The organism is Aeromonas sp. L_1B5_3 (assembly GCF_963866575.1).
In the GTDB taxonomy this organism is placed as follows: Bacteria; Pseudomonadota; Gammaproteobacteria; order Enterobacterales; family Aeromonadaceae; genus Aeromonas; species Aeromonas jandaei.
Genome location: NZ_CAWMDN010000132.1, coordinates 29,777 through 52,174, shown reverse-complemented (window position 1 = coordinate 52,174; position 22,398 = coordinate 29,777). Strand labels below are relative to the sequence as shown.

23 protein-coding genes are annotated in these 22,398 nt (G+C 56.9%); 17 read left to right on the top strand and 6 right to left on the bottom strand.

Annotation, left to right across the window (positions count from 1 at the left end; translation table 11 throughout):
- Positions 1-120 precede the first annotated feature (120 nt).
- The 3 genes from AACR93_RS17240 (at position 121) to ltaE (ending at position 2,449) form a co-directional block, all read left to right on the top strand.
- Positions 121-528 (top strand): transcriptional regulator, encoded by a 408-nt coding sequence (locus AACR93_RS17240; RefSeq protein ID WP_042033515.1) that lies wholly within the window; start codon positions 121-123, stop codon positions 526-528.
- Between the two features lie 87 nt (positions 529-615).
- Positions 616-1,317, top strand: a complete 702-nt coding sequence (locus AACR93_RS17235; RefSeq protein WP_043851511.1) for an SDR family oxidoreductase — start codon at positions 616-618, stop codon at positions 1,315-1,317.
- A gap of 112 nt (positions 1,318-1,429) precedes the next feature.
- Positions 1,430-2,449, top strand: a complete 1,020-nt coding sequence (ltaE, locus tag AACR93_RS17230; protein WP_043851472.1) for a low-specificity L-threonine aldolase — start codon at positions 1,430-1,432, stop codon at positions 2,447-2,449.
- Positions 2,450-2,544: 95 nt separating this feature from the next.
- Here ltaE and AACR93_RS17225 read toward each other — a convergent pair whose 3' ends face one another.
- Genes AACR93_RS17225 through AACR93_RS17215 form a run of 3 tightly spaced genes read right to left on the bottom strand, consistent with a single transcriptional unit; the run spans position 2,545 to position 5,001 of the window.
- A complete protein-coding gene (locus AACR93_RS17225) occupies positions 2,545-2,976 on the bottom strand; it encodes a PAS domain-containing protein (protein ID WP_043851471.1) in 432 nt (143 codons plus the stop codon).
- 8 nt (positions 2,977-2,984) lie between these two features.
- Positions 2,985-4,007 carry a response regulator gene (locus AACR93_RS17220; RefSeq protein WP_043851470.1) on the bottom strand — a complete coding sequence of 341 codons (1,023 nt, stop codon included), beginning with the start codon at positions 4,005-4,007 and terminating at the stop codon, positions 2,985-2,987.
- A 55-nt stretch (positions 4,008-4,062) separates the two neighbouring features.
- Positions 4,063-5,001, bottom strand: a complete 939-nt coding sequence (locus AACR93_RS17215; RefSeq protein WP_041207450.1) for a LysR family transcriptional regulator — start codon at positions 4,999-5,001, stop codon at positions 4,063-4,065.
- Between the two features lie 855 nt (positions 5,002-5,856).
- On the opposite strand from AACR93_RS17215, the gene AACR93_RS17210 reads away from it, so the two are divergent.
- From AACR93_RS17210 to AACR93_RS17190, 5 genes are all read left to right on the top strand, one after another.
- Positions 5,857-7,797, top strand: coding sequence for a putative bifunctional diguanylate cyclase/phosphodiesterase (locus tag AACR93_RS17210; protein ID WP_043851469.1), 1,941 nt, complete (start codon positions 5,857-5,859; stop codon positions 7,795-7,797).
- A 155-nt stretch (positions 7,798-7,952) separates the two neighbouring features.
- Complete coding sequence (locus AACR93_RS17205) at positions 7,953-9,518, top strand: AbgT family transporter (RefSeq protein WP_043851468.1); 1,566 nt, start codon at positions 7,953-7,955, stop codon at positions 9,516-9,518.
- 71 nt (positions 9,519-9,589) lie between these two features.
- Entirely contained in the window at positions 9,590-10,315 is a 726-nt protein-coding gene (nfsA, locus tag AACR93_RS17200) for an oxygen-insensitive NADPH nitroreductase (protein WP_043851467.1), read from the top strand.
- A 189-nt stretch (positions 10,316-10,504) separates the two neighbouring features.
- Positions 10,505-11,269, top strand: coding sequence for a hypothetical protein (locus tag AACR93_RS17195; RefSeq protein WP_041207454.1), 765 nt, complete (start codon positions 10,505-10,507; stop codon positions 11,267-11,269).
- Positions 11,263-11,817 (top strand): VOC family protein, encoded by a 555-nt coding sequence (locus tag AACR93_RS17190; RefSeq protein ID WP_043851466.1) that lies wholly within the window; start codon positions 11,263-11,265, stop codon positions 11,815-11,817. Before AACR93_RS17195 ends, AACR93_RS17190 begins: the two co-directional genes overlap by 7 nt.
- Before the next feature lie 64 nt (positions 11,818-11,881).
- Here the strand turns inward: AACR93_RS17190 and AACR93_RS17185 are convergent, their stop codons facing one another.
- On the bottom strand, positions 11,882-13,096 hold the full coding sequence (locus tag AACR93_RS17185; RefSeq protein ID WP_043851465.1) for an MFS transporter: 1,215 nt from the start codon (positions 13,094-13,096) through the stop codon (positions 11,882-11,884).
- Between the two features lie 95 nt (positions 13,097-13,191).
- On the opposite strand from AACR93_RS17185, the gene AACR93_RS17180 reads away from it, so the two are divergent.
- Positions 13,192-14,067, top strand: a complete 876-nt coding sequence (locus AACR93_RS17180) for a LysR family transcriptional regulator (protein WP_042032300.1) — start codon at positions 13,192-13,194, stop codon at positions 14,065-14,067.
- Between the two features lie 76 nt (positions 14,068-14,143).
- Positions 14,144-15,088: a LysR substrate-binding domain-containing protein gene (locus AACR93_RS17175; RefSeq protein WP_043851464.1), complete on the top strand. Its 945-nt coding sequence runs from the start codon at positions 14,144-14,146 to the stop codon at positions 15,086-15,088.
- Positions 15,089-15,181: 93 nt separating this feature from the next.
- On the opposite strand, the gene ribA is transcribed toward AACR93_RS17175, so the two are convergent.
- Positions 15,182-15,775, bottom strand: coding sequence for a GTP cyclohydrolase II (gene ribA, locus AACR93_RS17170; protein WP_043851463.1), 594 nt, complete (start codon positions 15,773-15,775; stop codon positions 15,182-15,184).
- 258 nt (positions 15,776-16,033) lie between these two features.
- Between ribA and cmk the strand changes: the two genes are divergently transcribed.
- The 6 genes from cmk to pyrF all read left to right on the top strand — a co-directional run bounded on the left by cmk (position 16,034) and on the right by pyrF (position 21,207).
- Entirely contained in the window at positions 16,034-16,726 is a 693-nt protein-coding gene (gene cmk, locus AACR93_RS17165; RefSeq protein WP_041207460.1) for a (d)CMP kinase, read from the top strand.
- Between the two features lie 95 nt (positions 16,727-16,821).
- Positions 16,822-18,492, top strand: a complete 1,671-nt coding sequence (gene rpsA / locus AACR93_RS17160) for a 30S ribosomal protein S1 (protein WP_005299919.1) — start codon at positions 16,822-16,824, stop codon at positions 18,490-18,492.
- 92 nt (positions 18,493-18,584) lie between these two features.
- Positions 18,585-18,869 (top strand): integration host factor subunit beta, encoded by a 285-nt coding sequence (gene ihfB, locus AACR93_RS17155; protein WP_005299934.1) that lies wholly within the window; start codon positions 18,585-18,587, stop codon positions 18,867-18,869.
- 157 nt (positions 18,870-19,026) lie between these two features.
- Positions 19,027-19,311, top strand: coding sequence for a LapA family protein (locus AACR93_RS17150; protein ID WP_043851462.1), 285 nt, complete (start codon positions 19,027-19,029; stop codon positions 19,309-19,311).
- Positions 19,312-19,320: 9 nt separating this feature from the next.
- A complete protein-coding gene (gene lapB / locus AACR93_RS17145; protein ID WP_043851461.1) occupies positions 19,321-20,487 on the top strand; it encodes a lipopolysaccharide assembly protein LapB in 1,167 nt (388 codons plus the stop codon).
- 18 nt (positions 20,488-20,505) lie between these two features.
- Positions 20,506-21,207 carry an orotidine-5'-phosphate decarboxylase gene (gene pyrF, locus AACR93_RS17140; protein WP_043851460.1) on the top strand — a complete coding sequence of 234 codons (702 nt, stop codon included), beginning with the start codon at positions 20,506-20,508 and terminating at the stop codon, positions 21,205-21,207.
- Here pyrF and rrtA read toward each other — a convergent pair.
- On the bottom strand, positions 21,182-21,775 hold the full coding sequence (rrtA, locus tag AACR93_RS17135; RefSeq protein WP_082044147.1) for a rhombosortase: 594 nt from the start codon (positions 21,773-21,775) through the stop codon (positions 21,182-21,184). The genes pyrF and rrtA overlap by 26 nt on opposite strands.
- Here rrtA and AACR93_RS17130 point away from each other — a divergent pair.
- Positions 21,774-22,397 carry a tRNA-uridine aminocarboxypropyltransferase gene (locus tag AACR93_RS17130; protein ID WP_043851459.1) on the top strand — a complete coding sequence of 208 codons (624 nt, stop codon included), beginning with the start codon at positions 21,774-21,776 and terminating at the stop codon, positions 22,395-22,397. The two genes, rrtA and AACR93_RS17130, sit on opposite strands and share 2 nt — an antisense overlap.
- Position 22,398 lies beyond the last annotated feature (1 nt).

Below are 22,398 nucleotides of genomic sequence, written 5' to 3'. Positions count from 1 at the left end.
GACTCCTTGAAAGGTCAGAAGGATAAATTGCGACTGCCGGCATCTTGGCCCCATGTCGCTGGCAAAGCAATAATGTGGGTTGGCACGGTTCGTACTTTAGTTCTGATTGGAGAGTGATAGATGGATGGGTTTGCCGAGCGGCTGCAGAGTCTCATCGGAGAGGGGAGTATCAGCGCCTTTGCCCGCAAGGTAGGATTGAGCGAGGCGCTGATCCGCAAATACCTGAAAGGGGCCGAGCCCGGGTTGGCGCGGGCCAACCAGATTGCGATGGGGGCCAACTGTTCGCTCGAATGGCTGGCAACCGGCTGCGGTTATCTCTATCGACAGGCTGAAGTTGTGGATAGAGAGGCGCTCGGGGCGGCGCAGCAACTGCTCCGGGAGCAGCAACCCGAGGCCGTGCTGCCGGATGAGGAGGCACTGGTGATCCTGCTCGCCTACTACCAGTTTTTGCGCACCCATAAAAAGGGCGACGGGTTTCTCGATCTGGCGCTGGCCCGCGAGTTTGGCCGGCACATCGGAGAAGCTTAGGTAGGTTAACGAGCGGTGTTCAGGCCGGGTCACGGGCCGTGATTATTCTGATACGCTCTAAACAAATTCATGAACCAGGGAATGGCGATGAGTTATCTGATCCTCGGAAGCGGTGCGCTTGGCTCGGCGCTGGCAAGAGAGCTGATGGCAAGGGATGAGACTTTTCTGCTGGCTGGGCGCGACTATCCAAAAGGGATTCCTGTCGGATCCTTTTTCCCGCTGCAGGAGGTCGACGTCATCTCGTTTGATGCGCTGTTTACGACCTATGATGTGGATCCGCTCCCCTCCGTCGTCATCAACACCATAGGTCTGCTCCATGATGCCCGCTCCATGCCGGAGCGACGGGTGGAGGAGGTCGTGCCCAAGTGGTTGTGTGACAGCCTGCTGGCCAATGCCTGGCCGACGCTGGCTTTGGCGGCGCGTCTGAGCCGGATGATGAAGGATGATCACAAGGTCTGGCTCTGTGCCATCTCGGATCTGGCGGGCTCTATCAGTACCAACGAGTCGGGGGGGCGCTACAGCTATCGGATGAGCAAGGCGGCGCTTGATATGGGGGTGAAGACCCTCGCACTTGAGTGGGCGGAGCGTTTTGCACAGGCGGGGGTGATTGCGGTCGCGCCCGGCTTGATGGACTCTCCGATGAATGCTCCCTTTCTGGCTGAACTGCCTGCCGACCAGCTGCAGGATCCTGCCGAGGTGGCGAGCAAGCTGCTCAACCTCATCGATGGCTTGTCTTTGTCTCAATCGGGTCAGCTACTGGATCTCAATGGTCAGCAACTCCCCTGGTAAAGGGAGTTGTATGGCTATCTGTGCCCCCGTTTACCTCACATAATCCGGCCTCTCCCCTTGCCAAACGGGGGGGCCATGGCTAACGTCACTCTCCTGTTTCAGGAGGGATCTCATGCGCGATATCGATTTACGAAGTGATACGGTTACCCAGCCGACTGATGCCATGCGTCAGGCCATGCTCCATGCCGAAGTCGGTGACGATGTTTACGGCGAAGATCCGAGCGTCAATGCGCTGGAAGCATATGGGGCCAAGTTGCTTGGCAAGCAGGCTGCTCTGTTTGTGCCATCGGGAACCATGTCCAATCTGCTGGCGGTCATGAGCCATTGCCAGCGCGGTGAAGGCGCCATTCTTGGTGCTGGCGCCCATATCTACCGGTTTGAAGCACAGGGGAGTGCGGTGCTCGGCTCTGTGGCACTGCAACCGCTGCCCATGCAATGTGATGGCACCCTGGCCTTCGACGACATCAAGGCCGCTCTGGCGCCTGATGATGCACATTTTGTCCAGACTCGCCTTATCTGTCTTGAGAACACCCATAACGGCAAGGTGCTACCACTCTCCTACCTGCAAGAAATGGGGGCCTTCGTTGCCAAGCATGGTCTGAAACTGCATCTCGACGGGGCCCGGCTGTTCAATGCAGCCGTTGCCAGCGATACCCCGGCGGAGGTTATTGCCGCGCCGTTTGACAGCATCTCGATTTGTCTTTCCAAGGGGCTGGGTGCGCCGGTGGGATCTCTGCTTGTCGGTGATCGTGACTTTATCGCCCGGGCGCGTCGTCTGCGCAAAATGGTAGGTGGTGGCATGCGTCAGGCGGGGATGCTGGCACAAGCAGGCCTGTTTGCCCTCGAGCAACATGTTGCGCGCCTGGCCGATGATCATCGCCGAGCCAAACGGTTGGCCGAAGGGTTGGCTGCGCTGCCGGGCATCGAGCTGGATCTTTCGCTGGTACAGAGCAACATGGTATTTCTGCGCCTTGCCAAGGGGGAGCCGGCACAGCTGCTCGCTTTTATGAAGGAGAGGGGCATTCTCTTCTCCGGTTATGGCGAACTGCGGCTGGTGACCCATCTGCAGATCAATGACGACGATATCGAAGAGGTGATCGACGCCTTTACCGAGTATCTCGGGGCGCGTTGATAGCGCTTGGTGATAAAGACTCTCGTTTATAGCGAGACTTGTTTATATCGAAATAAAACAGGGCGCCACGGCGCCCTGTTTTATTAGTCGCACGCTCAAGCCTGCCGCTGGCCGCTCATCAGCATGGCTTCATCAGTGGCATCGTAGATCATCACCGCGATGTGGGTGACCTGACCACCGAAATCGGCGAGTGGCACCAGAGTCAGATTCTGGAACATATGGGGGGCCGAGCCGGTGATGGGGCGGTAGTTGGAGAAGCGCAGCAGATAGGGTTTCTGTTCCCAGGTGCTGAAGGCGCGGTTGTTCAGCTTGAACACCATATTGGCCTTGCGCTCGAACCAAGCTTGATCCACATCGGGGAAGAGCTCGAACAGCACGCCATCGCGGACTTCGCCAGCCAGCCGTCCGCTGTGGCTCTCCATAAAGCCGTTCCATACCTGAACCTTGTACTCCTTGTCGAGCACCACCAATCCGACGTCCAGGTTCTGGACTATGTTCATCAACCAGTGAAATTCGCGGATTTCCATAGTCACTCCTAGAGCATGTGCATGATTTTGTTGTTCATGGTGGCGATGGAATCTTCGGTAAACAGCAGCAGCAGATCGCACTGTACCGCGTAATCCTGGATCCGGTAGTTGATCTCGATGGCGAGCGTGCGGCGCCAGCGGCTCTTGTTGGTGTTGATCAGCTCGTTGATGGGTCTGTGCTGGCCGAGCACCACTGGATGGCCCTGACTGAAGGGGGTGTCGAGCTGGTTGGCGTAGCCGCGCAGGAAGGCACCGATCAGTACGTTGGCGGTATCCATCAGCAGCTCCAGCTCGGCAGTGCGATCCAGCGTTCCCTGATGGTTCATCAGCTTGGCCAAATCTTTAAAGCTGGAGTCATGGAACAAGATCAGCGCTTCGCCTGCGATCCCCGCTCCGATAAAGCCCTGACAGACGGCGGAGAGGGTATCCGAGTCGGCGGCGGCAGAAAGGGCCATATGCAACTCTGATACTTCCAGCACGTTGACGTTCGGGATCGGCAATACCACGAAGGCGTTGAGCAGCCGGGCCAGCAGGTCGGCGGCCTGGCCCATGGAGACGTTGGCCAGCTCCTGATAGACGTCGCGGATCTCCGGAGTGATCTTGACGCCTGCATCGGCGACGACGCCACCGGTTGGCGCCGCAGCCGTTGCGGCTGTGTTGCCTGGCTCTGCGCTCCAGAAACCGTGCTGTTTGAGCAGGGCAAGCAGGGTTTCGGGGGCGGCGGGTTTCTTGATGAAATCGAGTGCGCCCAGCCCCATCACCCGTTGATAGGCCTCTGGCTGGATGTCGCCGGAGACGACGATGACCTTGTTGCGCAGCCCTTCCCGCTGGAGCGTCTCCAGCACACCATAACCATCCATTTCCGGCATGGTGAGGTCGAGAAAGATAAGGTCACCATGGCCCATCAGCACCTGCTCGATCCCTTCGAGACCATTGGCTGCATAGTGCAAGTCGACTTTCCAGTCGGCGGGGAGGGCCCGCGCCAACTGTTTGCGGGCGAACCCGGAGTCATCACAGATCAATACATTCATGGTGTTAGGCAGGCTCTGTTGGCAAGGAGTGCTATTAAGTGTGGCCCGCTAACGGTCAGATGCAATGGGTGAGGGTATCACCTTGTGAAAATTGATTGTCCCACTGTCTGTTGCGATAGCGCGCGGAATATTTTTCAACAAATTCAGCAAACATCTTAACACGCAACGGGGCGAACTGGTGCTGGCAGCAGAGCATGTAGAAGGGGCGATTGCCGGTTTGCCAGTCGGGCAGCACCGGGCGCAACTGCTCATCCTGCAAGAAGCTATGCACGTAGTGGAGCGGGGCATTGACGATCCCGAGGTGGCGTCTGGCGGCACGCACGGCCGCCTGAGTCTGGTTAACCGCCAGCTTGGCCCCCCGTTTGATGCAGACAAGCTGCCCCTCTTTGTCGGTCAGCTGCCAGTGCTGGTGAGGCCAGCAGTAGATGAGATCGTGCTCTTCCAGCTGATTGGGGTGAGCTGGTGTCCCTTTTTTGGCCAGATAGAGCGGTGAGGCAAAGAGTCCGTACTCGATATGGCCAAGACAGCGCGCATTGGGCAGGGATTGGGGCAGCTCGCCGTTGAAGAAGACCAGGTCCCGGTCATTATCAAACAGGTGCTGGTGATCGTTGGTCTGGGAGATCTCGAATTGCACTGCGGGATAGTGCAACCCGAACTCGGCCAGCATATCGATCAGGATGGTATTGGAGAGGGCGATGGGCGCAGCAATCCGGATAATGCCGGAGATGTCGGCCTCTTTGCCCCGGATCTCGCCGGTGGCCTGTTCGATTTCGCCAAGCGGGGTGCAGAGGCGCTCATAGTAGCGCAGCCCCTCGTCGGTCATCCGAAGTTTGCGGGTCGAGCGGTGTAGCAGGGAACATCCCAGATGCTCTTCAAGCTGGGATATGCGTCGACTGATGGTGCCTGTTGGCATGCCCAGTGCGGCTGCGGCGTGGGAGAAACCTCCCTCTTGCACCACCTTGACGAACAGGTAGAACTCTTCGATGTGCTTCATAAACGCTGTTCTTGGTGTAACAAGGGGGCACCTTAAAAAGAGCATTCAGGGTTGGCAAGCGTAATTCAGCGTTTAATTGATCTGGGTTCGATTTCTATTGATACTATTTTGTTACTCACTTATAGGTAGCGTGAAGGCCGGCTGCTGGTACGGGCAGGAGAGGTTAGTTTCGCTGGGTGCTGATTGGCGATACAAGGATGTGCTGATCTGCAAAACAGCCGTTATCTCTTGCCAGAAACTGCAACCGGAGGGTGACAGAGGGGATGATCGCTCCCTCTGGTCGGCTATTTTCCGTCGCAAGAAAATGTGAGCCAGGTCATATATTCGCAGTTTTGTCTCTTTTCAAACATCACCTGAATTTATGAACCGACATTTTGACGTGATTGCTTCATTTTTGCACATGCTGGCGTCTTTTTGTCTGTTTAACCATCCGCTTGGTTAATTAATGAAAGTTTTATCGCAGAGTAGAGCGAGAGTTATTGTTTTTGATTAGTTTATTGATAGTAAAGATATTGTATTGAATTGAAAAATTGACCTGTATGGTCTCGAGTGAGCAACTCTTAGTGCTTGTTTTATCTGAGAAAAAAAGATAAAAATCGAGCAGACAATGTTTTTTGACAGAGTGAGCTTCGGATTGCGTCATTGCCGATAATTCAAGATATGCTGCTCTGTCGTCGATATATGAAATGGTTTTCCTGCTCTTGACCATGGTTAGTGAGATACGAGTCGAGAGATATTTGCATCTTGCATTCTGCCTGTAGCAGCTTGCGTGATCCGTTTTCCGGTGGCCAGTGACCCTTCCGCATGAATGACATTAACCAGATGAATACGCTTGATGAACGGTTACTGAAAACCATGGACGTGCTGCATACACCGATCTGGGTGTATGACATCGAGCATCACCATATTTTCTGGGCAAACCGTGCCGCACTCTTGGTGTGGGAGGCTGCCTCCCTCGACGAGTTGTGCGCGCGGGATTTCTCTGCCGATATGGCAACCGCCATCGATCTGCTGCTGCAGCGCTATCTCGGCGATTTTCAGCTGGGGCGCAGCTACAACGAGTGGTGGACCCTCTCTCCAAAGGGGATCAAAAAGCAGATCTATCTGCGTCTTTCCGGGGTGCAGATCGCGGGGCGTTTGATGATGATGACCGAGGCGGTGCTCGACTCGGATACCCTCTATCAGGAATCTTCTCTGGCGACTGGCGATACCCTGGCCTGTCTGTTTGACAGCAAAGGGGCGTTCGAGAGTGGCAATTACCACTTCGAGATGTGCTTTGGCCACCGGATCACCCAGCTCTCCCAGGTTTTTGCCAACAAGGATGGCGGCTTTTACCAGAAGCTGTCCCGTCTTGATGAGGTAGTAACCGAGGGGGAGTGCCGAACCCTCAAGGGGATGCGCTGGTTCCAGTATCAGTTCCGTTATATCCAGCAAGGGGCGCGGATCCTGCTCACAATGCGGGATATCACCGATCGCAAACTCGAAGAGCTGGAGCATCGCCACCTTGCCTGGCACGACTCCCTGACTGGATTGCTCAACCGCTATGGCTTGATGAAATCCCTCGAGGCCTATTGCGGCTTGGGTGAGCGTTTTGCGCTGGTCTTTATGGATCTGGATAACTTCAAGCTGGTCAACGACAACTACGGCCACAAGGCGGGCGATCGCCTGCTGGAGCGGGTCGCCGGTCGTCTCAAGCAGATTTGTCCGCGAGATGTGGAGCTGGCGCGCCTTGGTGGAGATGAGTTCACTGCGTTGGTACCGCTTGGCAGCAATGGCGAACGGGCTCAGGAAATCGCCGATCAGATGCTCTCCCAGATGACGCGCCCGCTGCAACTGAGCGGTCTGCCGGAAGTGACCATTGGCGGCAGTATCGGTATTGCCATCTATCCCGATGACGCGGATGACGGTGACAACCTGATCACCCGGGCCGATATGGCCATGTATCAGGCCAAGCAGATGGGACGGCTGCGTTGGCAGCGTTTTACTCCCAGCATGCAGCAGACCCTGCAGCGCAAGTTGAACCTCAAGCAGTTCCTGGCCAAGGCAATTGGCCGACAGGAGCTGAGTCTCTGTTACCAGCCGCAGGTGGATACAGCAAAAGGCGCACTGATTGGCTACGAAGCGCTGCTGCGCTGGTACAACCCGATACTGGGTCATGTTTCACCAGTCGAGTTTATTCCGCTGGCCGAGGAGATGGGGCTGATCCGCGAGATCGGCAGCTGGGTGCTTGGCACCGCGCTGGCTCAGGTGGCGCAGTGGGAAAAGCAGTTTGGCAAGCGAGTGCCCGTTTCGGTGAATCTCTCCGGTTTCCAGCTCTCTTCCTCGTTGCCGGTGCAGGTGCGTCAGCAGCTTGAGCTGTATGGCGTTGAGGCATCGCTCCTGACTCTGGAGCTGACCGAAACCGTATTGATGCTCGATATGAAGGGGTGTCTCGGTATTCTGGATGCCTTGAGCGATCAGGGGATCAATATTGCTATCGACGACTTCGGCACTGGCTACTCATCACTGGCCTACCTTAATCGGCTGCCTATCGACACCATCAAGCTGGATCGCTCCTTTGTGGTCGGGCTTAATCTGCCGGTGATCCGGGCGACAGCCGCCATGGCCACCAGCCTTGGTCTCGGCATCATGGCTGAAGGGGTAGAGGAGCCACATGAGCTTGATGCGCTGCAGACTCAGGGGTGCCATGTGTTCCAGGGCTATCTCTTCAGCAAGCCGCTGACGGTTGCGCAAGTCGAGGAGAGTGGCTTTGTGGTCGAGTGCCCGGTAGGGCGTTATCCACTGGTAAGCATTTGAATGGCAGGATAGTGGATGTGCGTCAGGCCACAATTTGGCATTTTATATTGAATTAATTAATCGAAATTAATCGATTCTTTGCAGTGCGTCATAGGTGTTAACTGTAAGGATTGCTAGCATGCGGCCTCATTTCTAGGGAAAGGAGTATCGCAATAATGAGTCATGCTGCAACCAAGGCCCGCCCGGCCAGCCCACCCAGTGGCTGGCTGAACCGTTTCCTCAATGGCGTCGAGAAAGCCGGGAACAAGTTACCCGACCCCGCCATGCTGTTTCTCTACGCCCTGCTGATCGTCTGGGTCGGCTCCTGGGTGTTGTCCCAATTCCAGTTTGATCTGGTCAATCCCCGTACTGGCGAAGCGGTAGTGGTGAACAACCTGCTGACCGGCGCCGGTCTTGCCGAGTTTCTCTCCACCATGGTCACGACCTTTACCGGCTTTGCCCCGTTAGGCATCGTGCTGGTGGCCATGCTGGGGGTAGGGGTGGCCGAGCAGTCCGGTTTCATCAATACCGGCCTGAAAAAGCTGCTGAAAGTGACCCCGGCCCGTTTCCTCACCCCCATGTTGATCCTGGTGGCCATCGTCAGTCATACCGCAGCAGATGCGGGGTATGTGCTGGTGATCCCGATTGGCGGCATCATCTTCCACGCCGCGGGGCGCCATCCGCTGGCGGGTATCGCTGCCGCGTTTGCCGGTGTTTCAGGCGGTTTTGCCGCCAACTTCCTGCCATCCGGTGGCGATGCCTTGCTGCAGGGCTTTACCCAGTCAGCTGCCCAGATCCTTGACCCGGAGTACATGGTCAATACCCTGTGCAACATCATCTTTACCGGTGCATCCTCCCTGCTGATCATCTGCGTCGGCTGGTTTGTCACCGAGAAGGTGGTAGAGCCCCGTCTCAAGCATGTCGCGCTCAACGATGATCTGGAAAGTGCTGATGAAATGGGCAGCTACACCAAACAGGAGAGCCGTGCTTTCAACTGGGCCGGGTTTGCCATGCTGGCTGCCATCGTGCTGCTGGCGCTGGCGCTCTCCCCGAGCGATTCCCCGCTGCGTGCTGCCGATGGTTCGCTGACCACCTTTGCCGCTCCCGTGATGAAGTCCATCGTGCCGCTCATCTTCCTGCTCTTTATCCTGCCGGGGATTGTCTACGGCTTCGTGGCGGGCAACTTCAAGAGTGGCAAGGATGTGATCGACGCCATGTCGGCCACCATGAACAAGATGGGCTCCTACATGGTGATGGCCTTCTTCTGCGCGCTCTTCATCAAGGCGTTTGGCGATTCCAATCTGGGCACCCTGCTGGCCCTTTCCGGTGCCGAGGTGCTCCATGCACTGGCGTTGCCCGGTGAAATCACCATTGTCGGAATGATCCTGCTGACTGCGACCGTCAATCTGGTGGTGGGGTCGGCATCCGCCAAGTGGGCGCTGATCAGCCCCATTCTGGTGCCGATGCTGATGGCTGTCGGGATCTCCCCCGAGCTGACCCAGGCGGCATACCGTGTCGGTGATTCCGCTTCCAATATCATCACCCCGTTGATGGTCTTCTTCCCGCTGGTGGTGGTCTATTGCCAGCAGTATGTGAAGAGCACCGGGATCGGCACTCTGGTCTCCATGATGCTGCCTTACTCGCTGGCCTTCCTGGTGAGCTGGACCATCTTCCTGCTGCTCTACTGGGCGCTTGGCTTCCCGCTCGGGTTGCAAGCACCGTATGTCTATCCTGCCCCCTGAACGGGGTATGCGAGGGAGCCTTGGGCTCCCTCGTTTTTTTCGCTATGGTGTTACCTCACTCTGGAGGTGCCATGAATCAGACCATCGATCTTATCCTTTCCCATCGTTCCATTCGTCAGTTTACTGCCGAGCCCATCAGCTCGCAGCAGCTGGACGCCATTCTGGCCGCCGCCCAGTCGGCATCGACCTCAAGTTTTCTGCAGGTGACCAGCATCATTCGGGTGACCGGGCCTGAAGCGCGCAAGCAGCTGGCACAATTGGCGGGCAATCAACCCTATGTTGAGCAGGCGGCGGAGTTTCTGGTGTTTTGCGCCGATTACCACCGCCACAGCCAGATAGTGCCAGATGCCCAGACCGGCTATGCAGAGCAGTTGCTGATCGGTGCCATCGACGGTGCCATCATGGGGCAAAATGCCCTGCTGGCAGCGCAGTCGCTGGGGCTGGGCGGGGTTTATATTGGTGGACTTCGCAATCATCCGGCCGAGGTGAGCGAGCTGCTGGGCTTGCCTGAACGGGTGATCCCGCTGTTTGGCCTCTGCCTCGGCCATCCAGCCCAGCAGCCTGAGCAGAAACCCCGTTTGCCACGGGCACTGGTTGTGCATCAGGAGCGCTATCAGCGCGAGCTGGATCGCGACTTGCTGGCTCACTACGATCAGCAGATTGAGGCCTACTATCAGGCTCGCAGCAGCAACAACAAGCAGCAGACCTGGAGCGGCCAGATCCGCGCCATCCTGACCAAGGAGTCCCGTCCTTTTATGCTGGGCTTCCTGCAATCCCGAGGCTTTAACCTCAAGTAATGAGCCTGATGGGCGATACTAAAAGGGAGCGTGCATCTTGTGCGCTCCCTCTTGATCCTGCCATCTCCCCGGGAGCTGCCGCCCAGCTTGGTGACAAATCGTGGGCAAGGGGGGATCTGCAGGCTACCTTAAGTGGGTAAGCTGTTGTAGGATCACGCAATTGGATTGGGACAGGGGTTTGAACATCCTATGATTTTAACTTTGGTATTGCTGTCTATTGGCGCACTCCTGTTTTTGGTTATCGCCTATAACGTGGTGCAGCAATATAAGCAGAAAGCTGAGTCGGACAAGCGCCACGCGGTTGCCAGACACAAAACGGTGGCTGACGAGACCGAAGAGGTGCTGCTGAACGTCAATCTGGTGCCCTTTTCCAAAAACATGGTGCTGCTGATGCAACACCGCATTCTGGATGCCTATCGCGCCATTGCCCAGGTGATGCCAAACAGCCAGATCAAGCAGCGCATCGTTGATGTGCAGACCCAGATCAAGAATGTGCAGGAGAACTACAGCGCGCAGGATGAGGGGCACTTCAAGACGCCCGAGTCCGATCGCCAAGCTATCCAGATGCTGCAGCTGGTCAAGAAGATGCGGGCCGTGCTGCGGGTCGAGCACAACAAGGGCAAGATTGATCCGCAAGGGTTTGCCCAGGAAGATCGCCGCCTTGAGCTGATGCAGCTGAAGATCAATATCTCGAATCTGGTCAAGCGGGCGATGGATGCCCGAATTCAGGGCCAGTACGGCACTTGCCGCCAGCTCTACACCAAAGGGCTCTCCGCCATGGCCAGCGTAGTGGACAAGGATCCCTATCTGCTGGCTCGAGAAGAGGATATGCGGCAGGGGCTCAAGGAGCTCGAAGAGCTGCAGCAGCAAAACAGCGCGCAGGATCTGCAAAACATCAAGGACAAGGAAGCCGACGAGCTCGATGTCCTGTTTCAACCCAAGAAGAAATGGTAAGCATGTCTCACCCACTCGATTCTACTCTGGGGCCGATGACCCCTTTTGTTGCCCGGTTGTTGGCTGAATTGGCCGAATGTGGCCTCTCTTTCACTGAACCTCACATCGATCATCTCTGCTATCGTGCCGCCACCTTGCCCGAATATCAGCACCTCAACGAGCTGCTGACGGGGGCGGGAGAGCTGCTGGTGGAGGGGATGATTGGTGGCCGCCCCATTGCTACTTATCAGCTGCATCAGCCAGTACTGGTCGGAGCGGTACGCGTTCCCTGCATCGAGCTGGCGGCGCCCAAACCGGGCCGCACTCATCAGGCCGGGCTTGAGCATATCGAGCTGGTGGTGCCTTCTCTTCAGACGCTGGTGGAGCGCCATCCCGAGCTTCCCTTCAAAACTGGCAACATGCTGGATAGTCGCAATCCCGATGTGGCGCTGATGCTGCCTTCTGGGCAGATCAAGTTTCACCTGCGCCCGCTGGCGGAGGTGATCGCCGAAGAGGTGGCGACAGGTGCAGTGGTGGCGGTACCTGACGACTATTTCGAGACCCACTAAGGGCTTGGAAGATTGATATCGGATGAAGAGAGGGGCACCCGGGTGCCCCTCTCTTTTTCTTTGCTTATGCGAAGTGGTGAGGCGTCAGCCCATGCTCACCGCGTTGTTTCAGACGGCCTAGCCAAATCCCAAGGCCTGCGGTCAGGAGCATCACCAGCTCGATCCCCAGCACCAGACCACACAGCCCTCCCTTCTCCCAGAAGGGGTGGAGGTAGAGCCCGCCCAGACTGGCGCCCAGATAGTAGGCCACCAGATAGAGGGAGGAGGCGAGCGCCCGGTTGTGCTCGACATGGTGGCCGACCCAGGCACTGGCACAAGCGTGCGCCATGAAAAAACCGAAGCTCGAGATGAGCAGGCCGCTCAAAATGGCGGGCAGAGTGCCTTGCAGCAAGCAGAGGCTACCGAGCGCCATGAGGGCAATGCCGCCAAGCAACATGCGCTGCGCTCCCCAGCGATTGGCGCAGCGACCGCTGAGAGAAGAGGCGACCGTACCCGAGAGATAGGTGAGAAAGAGCATGCCGAGCCACTGGGTCGGCAGGGAGAAGGGGGGCTTGGCCAGCAAAAAGGTGAGATAACTGAACTGGTTCAAAAAGACCATGAAGTTGAGTCCGCCAATCAGATAGGCACCCACCAGCAGCGGGTTGGTCAGATGACCGTGCAGGGCGCGGGCAAACTGGCCCGGAGCCGGATTGACGGGAACAAAACGAGCCTGTTTTGGCAGCAGCCAGAAGACCAGCGGCAAGAGCGACAGGCTGATCACCCCGACCCCGAGGAAGGTGTGCTGCCAGTCGCCAAACCAGCCGGCCAACAGCCCGCCCACCACGCGTCCTGCGATCCCGCCAAGGGAGTTGGCTGCGATATAGACCCCGACCGCCGAGAGCAGTGCCCGCTTGCTGAACTCCTCGCCCATATAGGCGATAGCTGTTGCCGGCAGGCCCGCCAGCAGCGCGCCTTGCAGCACGCGCAGTATGAGCAGGGTGCGAAACTGTTCGACGAGAGGGATCAGCAGGGAGAGCAGGATGGCCAAAGTGAGGGTTCCCAGCATGATCTGGCGACGGCCATGGCGATCCGCCAGTCGGGCACACAGTAGCAGGGAGGCAGCCAGCCCGGCGGTACAACCCGCCAGCGTCCAGCTGGCGGCGAGCGAGTTGACCGAGAAGACCTGAGCCAGCAGCGGGAGCAGGGGATGGGTTTGATAGAGATTGAGAAAGACCAGAAAGGATCCCAGGCTGAGCGCCAGGGTGGCGCGTATCCATTCACGACTACCGGCTTCGATCATTGCATATCGTCCTGACCATTTTTCATCAGGGTAAGGCACGCATAGATATAAATATAATATATTTAAGTTATCCATCTCATAAGATGAATTGATACATGGACCTGAAACAACTCACCTATCTGCTGGCGGTCAGGGATGCCGGCTCTTTTACCCGGGCGGCCAACAGCCTGCATGTGGCCCAGCCCGCCATCAGCATGGCCATTGCCAAGCTGGAGCAGCAGCTTGAGCTGCGCCTGTTCGACCGTCAGGACAGGGCGGTACGGCTGACGCCGGAGGGGGAGGTGCTCTGTCGCCACGCCGAGCGCCTGTTGTTGCAGATGCACCAGGCTGAGGCCGAGATGGCTGAGCTCAAGGGGCTGGAGCGGGGGGAGGTGCGTATCGGGATCCCCTACATGATGGGCTCTTACTACTTTCCTTCGCGCCTGATGGCTTTCAAACATCGTTATCCCGGACTCAAGATCCGGGTGGAGGAGGCGGGCACCCGGGAGCTGCTGAGCCGGATGGTGGATGGCACTCTGGATCTCGCCATCCTGATCACCAGTGATCTGCCCCCGGCCATTGAAGGGGCCCATCTGCTGAGCGAAGAGATGCTGATGGTGGTGGGGGAGGATCATCCGCTGCGCGGTGCAGCATCCGTCACGCTCGCCCAGTTCTTTACTCAGGAGTTGGCTCTGTTCCGGCGTGGCTTTTACCACCGGGAGCACATGGAGGCACTGGCACAGAAGCTCGGGGTCGAGCCCGACATCGCCTTCGAGAGCAACCTGATCCCCCTGCTCAAGGCGGTGGTGCGTCAGGGTTTTGCCGTGACCACCTTTTTGCGGATGGTGCTGGAGGAGGAGCCGGACTTGTGCGGCGTGCCTTTCGAACCGCCGATTTTTCTCGATCTCTGCGTAGCGTGGCGACGGGGTGATCCGCTCTCTATGGCCAACCGTGCCCTGCGTGATTTCTTGCTTAAAGATCGCCCAGCCTGATGGGGCTGGGCCGTGTCGGCAGTGGGCTGGCAAAAATTGATTACTATTAGTGGTGTCTCCGCCAGAGGATTGCGCCATGAAGCTGCAGCAACTGCGTTATATCGTCGAAGTGGCGAATCACGGCCTTAATCTGTCGGCGACAGCCGAGAGCCTCTATACCTCCCAGCCCGGGATCAGCAAGCAGGTACGAATGCTGGAAGATGAGCTTGGCATCCAGATCTTCGAGCGAAGCGGCAAGCATCTGACCCGGATCACCCCGATCGGTCAGGAGGTGATCAAGGTCGCGACCGACGTGCTGGAGAAGGTGGCAACCATCAAGACGATGGCGAGGGCTCATATCCACCCGGAACAGGGACAGCTTACCGTCGCCGCGACCCATCTGCAGGCCCGCTATATCCTGCCCGACCTAATCAAGGGATTTGTCGCCCGTTTTCCCAAGGTGACGCTTACCCTGATGCAGGGAGATGCAGCAACATGTTGCAGTGCCCTGCAAAGCGGTAGCGCTCAACTGATGTTGCTTGATGATATCGAAGATCATTGCGACGAGGGGTTGCTGATCCTGCCGAGCTTTCGCTGGCTGCGGGGGCTGGTGGTGCCGACGGGCCATCCTGTGGCGGCACGCTCGCCGAGTTCACTGGCTGACTTGGGCAATGTGCCGCTGATCAGCGACGGAAGATCATTGGCACCAACGTCAGCCCATGAGGAGCATCGCATTGTCTGTCTGGCCAGTGACAGCGACGTGCTGAAAACCTATGTCAGGCAGGGGATGGGGTTTGGCATCATGGCAATGCTGGCCCGGGAAACGGGCCGCGATGATGATCTGGTGATGAAGGCGCTACCCGATCTGCCGGCCGGTATGGCGGCTATTGGTCTGCGCAGAGGGGCATTTGTACCTGCTTATCTTTATGATTTCATTGCGCGGCTTGTACCGACGCTCAGCCATGAGCGGCTTGATGAGTATCTTGCCGCACCTAATCAGCGGGAGTGGCAGGCGCTGCTGGCCACCTTGCCCGAGCGCTGAGAAGCCTGTAGTCCAAATACCTGGAGTACAAATAAAAAACGCCTCCGCAGGGAGGCGTTTTTTATTGCCGGTCAGCATCTCTGTCAGCCAACATCACTTTTTCAACATGTGATCCAGTTTGCTGGCCTTGGTCGAGAGGTAGAATTCGTTGTGGGGATTGCGCCCCTCCTGCAGGGGAACTCGCTCGGTCACCGGAATGCCAAAGGATTCCATCGCCTTCATCTTGCGCGGGTTGTTGGTCATCAGCTTGAGGGATTGCACCTCCAGCTGTTTGAGCATGTCGGCACAGATGGTGTAGTCGCGCATGTCGGCGGCAAAGCCGAGCGCCACGTTGGCCTCAACGGTATCGGCGCCCTGATCTTGCAGGTGATAGGCGCGGATCTTGTTCAACAGACCGATACCGCGACCCTCCTGACGGACATACAACAGCACGCCACGGCCCGCCTTTGCGATGTTCTCCAATGCGGCTTGCAGCTGGAAACCGCAATCACAGCGCAAGCTGAACAGGGCATCACCGGTCAGACATTCGGAGTGAATACGCCCGAGAACGGGTTCGGCACCAGTGATATCGCCCATCACCAGGGCTGCGTGATCCTTGCCTGTGCCGGTTTCCTGAAAACCTACCAGCGTGAAGGTGCCCCAAGGGGTTGGCAACTTGGATTTGGCCACTAGGGTAACGCTGCTCATAGGTTGCTCCTTACTACAACTGCTCAGAAAAAGGGGCCCAGTTTAGCGTGCCTTCTGGATGACGACCATAAGAACAAGTCCCCGCATTGATTAATGAAATAGTGAAGCAAATCAACAGATGGCGTCGTTGGTATCCCTATTTTCCCCTTTTGCGCAAATCTGGTGACAGATAACTGCCAGCGCCGGCACATTCGGGTATAATCGGCGCCCATTAACTCGCTCCAAGGAGCGGGAGCAACATTGTGCAGGAGAGAAGTTATGCCTCAGATGGCCCCCGTAATGACAATTGATGGCCCAAGTGGTGCGGGCAAGGGCACCTTGTGCCAGTTGCTGGCAGAAAAGCTGGGTTGGCACCTGCTCGACTCCGGCGCCATCTATCGGGTGTTGTCACTGGCTGCCCTGCATCATGATGTCGAGCTCGATTCCGAAGCCGCGCTGGTGCCGCTGGCCGCCAATCTGGATGTGCAGTTTCAGGTGGAAGGTGATCTGGTCAAGGTGATCCTGGAGGGAGAGGATGTCTCCCGTACCATCCGGACCGAGCAGGTCGGCAACGCCGCCAGTAAAATCGCGGCATTCCCGCGCGTGCGTGAAGCTCTGCTGCGCCGTCAGCGGGCATTTCGTCAGGCGCCGGGGCTGATTGCTGATGGCCGTGACATGGGTACAGTGGTTTTCCCTGAAGCCGAAGTGAAGATTTTCCTCGACGCAAGTGCCGAAGAGCGGGCTCAGCGCCGCTATAAGCAGTTGCAAGATAAGGGCTTTGATGTTAACTTTGAGTGTCTTTTAACCGAGATCCGTGAGCGTGACGATCGCGATAGAAATCGCGCCGTTGCCCCTCTGAAACCGGCAGAAGATGCTCTTGTGGTGGATTCAACCACCATGACCATAGAAGAGGTACTGGCAACAGTGCTCGCCTATGCAGAGCAACAACTCGGAGATGCCAGCGCAAGCTGACATTCGGTCGTCTGCACCATGGATGGCGCAGATTATTAAAAACAACCCCGCTTGTGCTGGATGACAAGTGGATGTTTCATTTGTGACATAAACTAATGATCGAATCTTTTGCTCAACTCTTTGAAGAGTCCCTGAACGCCGTTGAAACCCGTCAAGGTTCCATCGTCAAGGGTACTGTCGTTGCTATCGAGAACGGTTTCGTACTGGTTGACGCCGGTCTGAAATCCGAGTCCGCTATCCCGGCTGAAGAATTCAAGAACGCCATGGGCGAGCTGGAAATCAACGTAGGTGACTCCGTTGACGTGGCTCTGGACTCTATCGAAGATGGTTTCGGCGAAACCAAGCTGTCCCGCGAAAAAGCCAAGCGCCACGAAGCCTGGCTGCAGCTTGAAAAAGCTTACGAAGAGCAAGCTACCGTTATCGGTATCATCAACGGCAAGGTCAAGGGTGGTTTCACCGTTGAACTGAACGGCATCCGTGCCTTCCTGCCGGGTTCTCTGGTTGACGTGCGTCCGATCCGTGACACCGCTCACCTGGAAAACAAAGAACTCGAGTTCAAAGTCATCAAGCTGGACCAGAAGCGCAACAACGTTGTTGTTTCCCGTCGCGCAGTGATCGAAACCGAGAACACCTCCGAGCGTGAAAGCCTGCTGGCTAACCTGCAAGAAGGTCAAGAAGTTAAGGGTATCGTCAAGAACCTGACCGACTACGGTGCATTCGTAGATCTGGGCGGTGTTGACGGCCTGCTGCACATCACCGACATGGCGTGGAAGCGCGTTAAGCATCCTTCCGAAATCGTCAACGTTGGCGACGAGATCGCTGTCAAGGTTCTGAAGTTCGACCGCGAGCGTACCCGTGTATCTCTGGGTCTGAAGCAACTGGGCGAAGATCCGTGGGTTGCTATCGCCAAGCGTTACCCGGAGACCACCCGTCTGTCTGGCCGCGTGACCAACCTGACCGACTACGGCTGCTTCGTTGAAATCGAAGAAGGCGTTGAAGGCCTGGTACACGTATCCGAGATGGATTGGACCAACAAGAACATCCACCCGTCCAAAGTTGTTAACGTTGGCGACGTGGTTGACGTGATGGTTCTGGACATCGACGAAGAGCGTCGTCGTATCTCCCTGGGTCTGAAGCAGTGCAAATCCAACCCGTGGCAGCTGTTTGCCGAAACTCACGCCAAAGGCGACCGTGTTTCCGGCAAGATCAAGTCTATCACTGACTTCGGTATCTTCATCGGTCTGGACGGCGGCATCGACGGTCTGGTTCACCTGTCTGACATCTCCTGGAACAACCAGGGCGAAGAAGCAGTTCGTGAATTCAAGAAAGGCGACGAGATCGAAGCCGTTGTTCTGCAAGTTGACCCGGAGCGTGAGCGCATCTCCCTGGGCGTCAAGCAGATCGAAGAAGACCCGTTCAATAAGTACCTGTCTGACAACAAGAAAGGTGCTATTGTGAAGGGTAAGGTTACCGAGGTTGATGCCAAAGGTGCCGTTATCGAACTGGCTGACGGCGTAGAAGGCTACCTGCGTGCCTCCGACGCTGCTCGTGACCGCGTAGAAGACGCCACTCTGGTGCTGTCTGTTGGTGACGAAGTTGAAGCTAAATTCATGGGCGTTGATCGTAAGAACCGCACCGTAAGCCTGTCTGTCCGTGCTAAGGACGAAGCTGACGAGCGCGTTGCTATCGATAACCTGAACCAGCAAGAAGAAGTTGTGTTCAGCAATGCTATGGCTGAAGCGTTCAAAGCCGCCAAGGGTGAGTAATCCTTGATGCAAGAAAAGGGCGGCATTGCGCCGCCCTTTTTTATCCTGGCAAAATGATTATTGCATGTGATCGGGGAAGGAGATTTAACGTTATGACCAAATCAGATCTCATCGAACAACTGGCAGCCAGCCGCATGCATATGCCGGCCAAGGATGTCGAAGCCGCCATCAAGGAGATCCTTGAGCAGATGGCGTCGACCTTGCAAAACGGCGACCGGATTGAAATCCGTGGATTCGGCAGTTTTTCACTGCACTATCGTGCCCCTCGTGTGGGCCGCAACCCCAAGACCGGGGACAAGGTTGAACTGACCGGGAAATATGTCCCGCACTTCAAGCCTGGCAAAGAGTTGCGCGAGCGCGTCAACATCATCGAATAATGCGAAAATGGGCATACCTCGGGTATGCCTTTTTTGTTTTTGGCACACAAATCGTGCCAACCATCTTGTTTATCAAACTCTTTTCCCATTCACTCTAGAGTCTGCCTGTGATTTTAAGGATAATCAGCCTCTCATTAGATACTGACAGGGAGCTCTTATGAAGCATGTTTTGGCCCTCATTCCGCTGGTGCTGGTGTTTGTCCTCACCATGGCGTTAGGCTCACAAAATGGCCAACTGGTTCAGTTCAATTACCTGATTGCTCAGGGTGAATTCTCCCTCGCCATGCTGCTGGGATTCTTTTTTGCCGGTGGTTTCATGCTGGGCTGGCTGGTCTTCGGCCTGCTTTTCCTGCGTTTGAAGCTGCAAAACCGCACCCTCAACCGCACCATGCGTCGTCAAACCCGCGAGTTGGAGCTGGCCCGTTCAGCGGGTAAGGAATAATGTTCCTCAATGCTTGAACTGCTTTTCCTGCTGCTGCCCATTGCCGCCGGTTATGGCTGGTACATGGGGCGCAGGAGTGTTCGCCAGGACACCCAGAAACAGAGTAACCAGTTTTCCCGCCAATATGTGGCGGGTCTCAACTATTTGCTGTCCGATGAATCCGACAAGGCGGTGGATCTCTTTATCCAGCTGCTGGAAGTGGACAGTGAAACCATCGAAACCCATCTCTCTCTCGGCAACCTGTTTCGCCAGCGTGGCGAAGTAGACAGGGCCATCAAGATCCACCAGAACCTGGTCACCCGCCAGTTGACTCGCGAGCAGCGCCAGCTTGCGCTGCAGGAGTTGGCCCGCGACTTTCTTGCCGCTGGCTTGCTGGATCGGGCCGAAGCGCTCTGGAACGAGCTGTGCGAAGACAGTGACTTCGAAGAGACGGCGCTGGCCCAGCTGTTGATCATCCATCAGCAACTGCGTGACTGGGACAATGCCATCTCGGTGGCGGTTCGCCTGCAAAAGTATCAAGGCAAGAAGCTGGCCGAACCTATCTCCCACTTTTATTGCGAGCAGGCTGAAAGTGCGCTGCGTGATGGCGACAAGTCCACTGCGCTTGCCAAGTTCAAGCGAGCGCTCAGCGTCAATTCATGCTGTGCCCGTGCCAGTCTGCGTCTGGCTGAGCTGGCAATGGAAGAGGGAGAGTATGAACAGGCAAGTAAGGAGCTGCTGCAGGTATTTGAACAGGATATCGATTTTGCCTCGGAAGCGATGCCCAAGTTGCTTGAGTGCTATCAGCAATTGGGGCGTACTCACACCCTCATCCCGCTGCTCGAGAAAGCGGTTGAAGAGCATGCTGGTGTGACGGTTACGCTGGCTCTTGCCGAGTTGGTCGAGGAGCGCGATGGCCTGAGTCAGGCTCGCGCCCTGGTGCTGCGCCAGTTGCGTCGTCACCCCTCCATGAAAGGATTTTACCAGCTGGTCGGCTTTCAGCTGGCCAGTGCAGAGGAGGGGCCAGCCAAGGAGAGCCTCGAGTTGTTGCAGCAGCTGGTTGGCGAACAGATCAAAATCAAATCAACCCACAAGTGTCGGCAGTGCGGCTTTGCCACTCACTCGTTGTTCTGGCAGTGTCCATCCTGCCGGCAGTGGGGTTCCATCAAGCCGATCCGTGGTCTGGACGGTGAATAACCATCAATAGGAAGTGAGATGCTCGATCCAAAAGTACTGGTAGCGCTGGATTATCAGAACGAAGCTGATGCCTTGGCGTTCATTGAACGTATTTCTCCGGCCGAGTGCCGTCTCAAGGTTGGCAAGGAGATGTTTACCCTGTTTGGCCCGCAGTTTGTACGACAGCTGGTTGCCAAGGGATTTGATGTCTTTCTGGATCTGAAATTTCACGATATTCCCAATACCGTCGCCAAGGCGGTAGCCGCCAGTGCCGAGCTCGGCGTCTGGATGGTCAACGTGCATGCCAGTGGTGGCGAGCGAATGATGCGGGCCGCCGTCGATGCGCTGCAGCCTTACGGTGACAAGGCGCCGCTGCTGATTGGGGTGACCGTGCTGACCAGCATGGAGCAATCCGACATGGCGCCGCTGGGCCTTGATGTGACCCCTGCCGAGCAAGTGATCCGGTTGGCCAGGCTGACCAAAGAGTCCGGGCTTGACGGTGTGGTTTGCTCGGCCAATGAAGCGCGCGAGCTGAAGGCGCTGCTGGGCGCGGATTTCAAGCTGGTGACCCCGGGGATCCGGCCAAGCGGCTCCGAAGCCGGTGATCAGCGCCGCGTGATGACACCAAAAGCCGCTGTGGACGCGGGGTCCGACTATCTGGTGGTTGGCCGTCCCATCACTCAGGCCGCTGACCCTGCAGCCATGCTGGCTGCCATCAATCGCGAGCTGGCGGGGGCGTAAGCCCTGCCGTCACCGAGACCGGGTGCAGGCCGAGTAGCAGGCCTGCACCAGCACCAATCAGATGAGATTCTATGTGGACTCTGGCACCGATCAGGGTCGATATCGGACTTTCGCCCGCATTGTAGAAATCCATTGCCAGCTTGAGCCCCACGCCAGCCAGCAACAGCCAGCCCGATGTACGGCGACCATGCCGGATATCCTGCATGGCTCCCCAGACAAACAGTCCGTGTAGTGATCCCGACAGCCCCATATACCACTGGGTGTGCGGGCACCAGAACCAGATCCCGAGCCCCACGGCACTCCAGAGCTGCAGCATCAGGAGTGGCAGCCGGTTATGGCCCAGATAGTCGCGAAACAGGCAGTAGAGGATAATTAAACCTGCCAGATTGAGCAGCAGATGCCACAGATTGGTATGAGCCAGATTGCCTGTTATGATCCTCCACCCTTCACCGTGAGCAATCTCTGCCCGGTCGAAGGAGAGCTGGAGATCCGGCACGGTAAAAAAGAGCAAAAAGCTGGTGAGAGAGAGCGTGATAACCCAGAGCAATCCAGATTTTTCTGACGACATGAAACAGCCCAACGACAAAAACAGTCGATACTGTACACGCTGTACCCGAGCCCTCAAAGCGTGCCTGTGCGAATATATCGTGCCACTTGAAAACCGTACGCCTCTCTACATTCTTCAGCATCCCTATGAAGTGGCCCACCCCAAAGGCACGGCAGCGCTGCTGGCTGCCTCGCTGCAACAGGCAGAGATCCGGGTCGGGGAGGATTTTTCCCGCGATACGTGGCTCAACGACCTGCTTGCCGACCCCTCGTTGCGCTGTTATCTGCTCTGGCCGGATGAAGAAGCCATTTCACCTGCTGAGCTCAGAGAGCAGATGGCGAGCGTCTCATCAGGTGCGACCGCCGTAGCGTTTATTCTGCTCGATGGCACCTGGCGCAAAGCCTTTCGGATGTTGCAGAGCAACCCGGCACTGGCCCGCTTGCCGCGGATCGGGCTTGGCGCCATCGCAGGGCAATATGCAATTCGTAAAAAGCCGTTTCCTGAAGCCCTCTCGACCATAGAGGCGGGCTCCCATCTGTTATCTCAATGGGAGGGCGAGCCCGAACGCTATGCCCCCCTGCTTACCCTTTTCGAACGGCTCAATACCCAGTGGCAAGCCTTTGCCGAGGGGCGCCGGACATGAC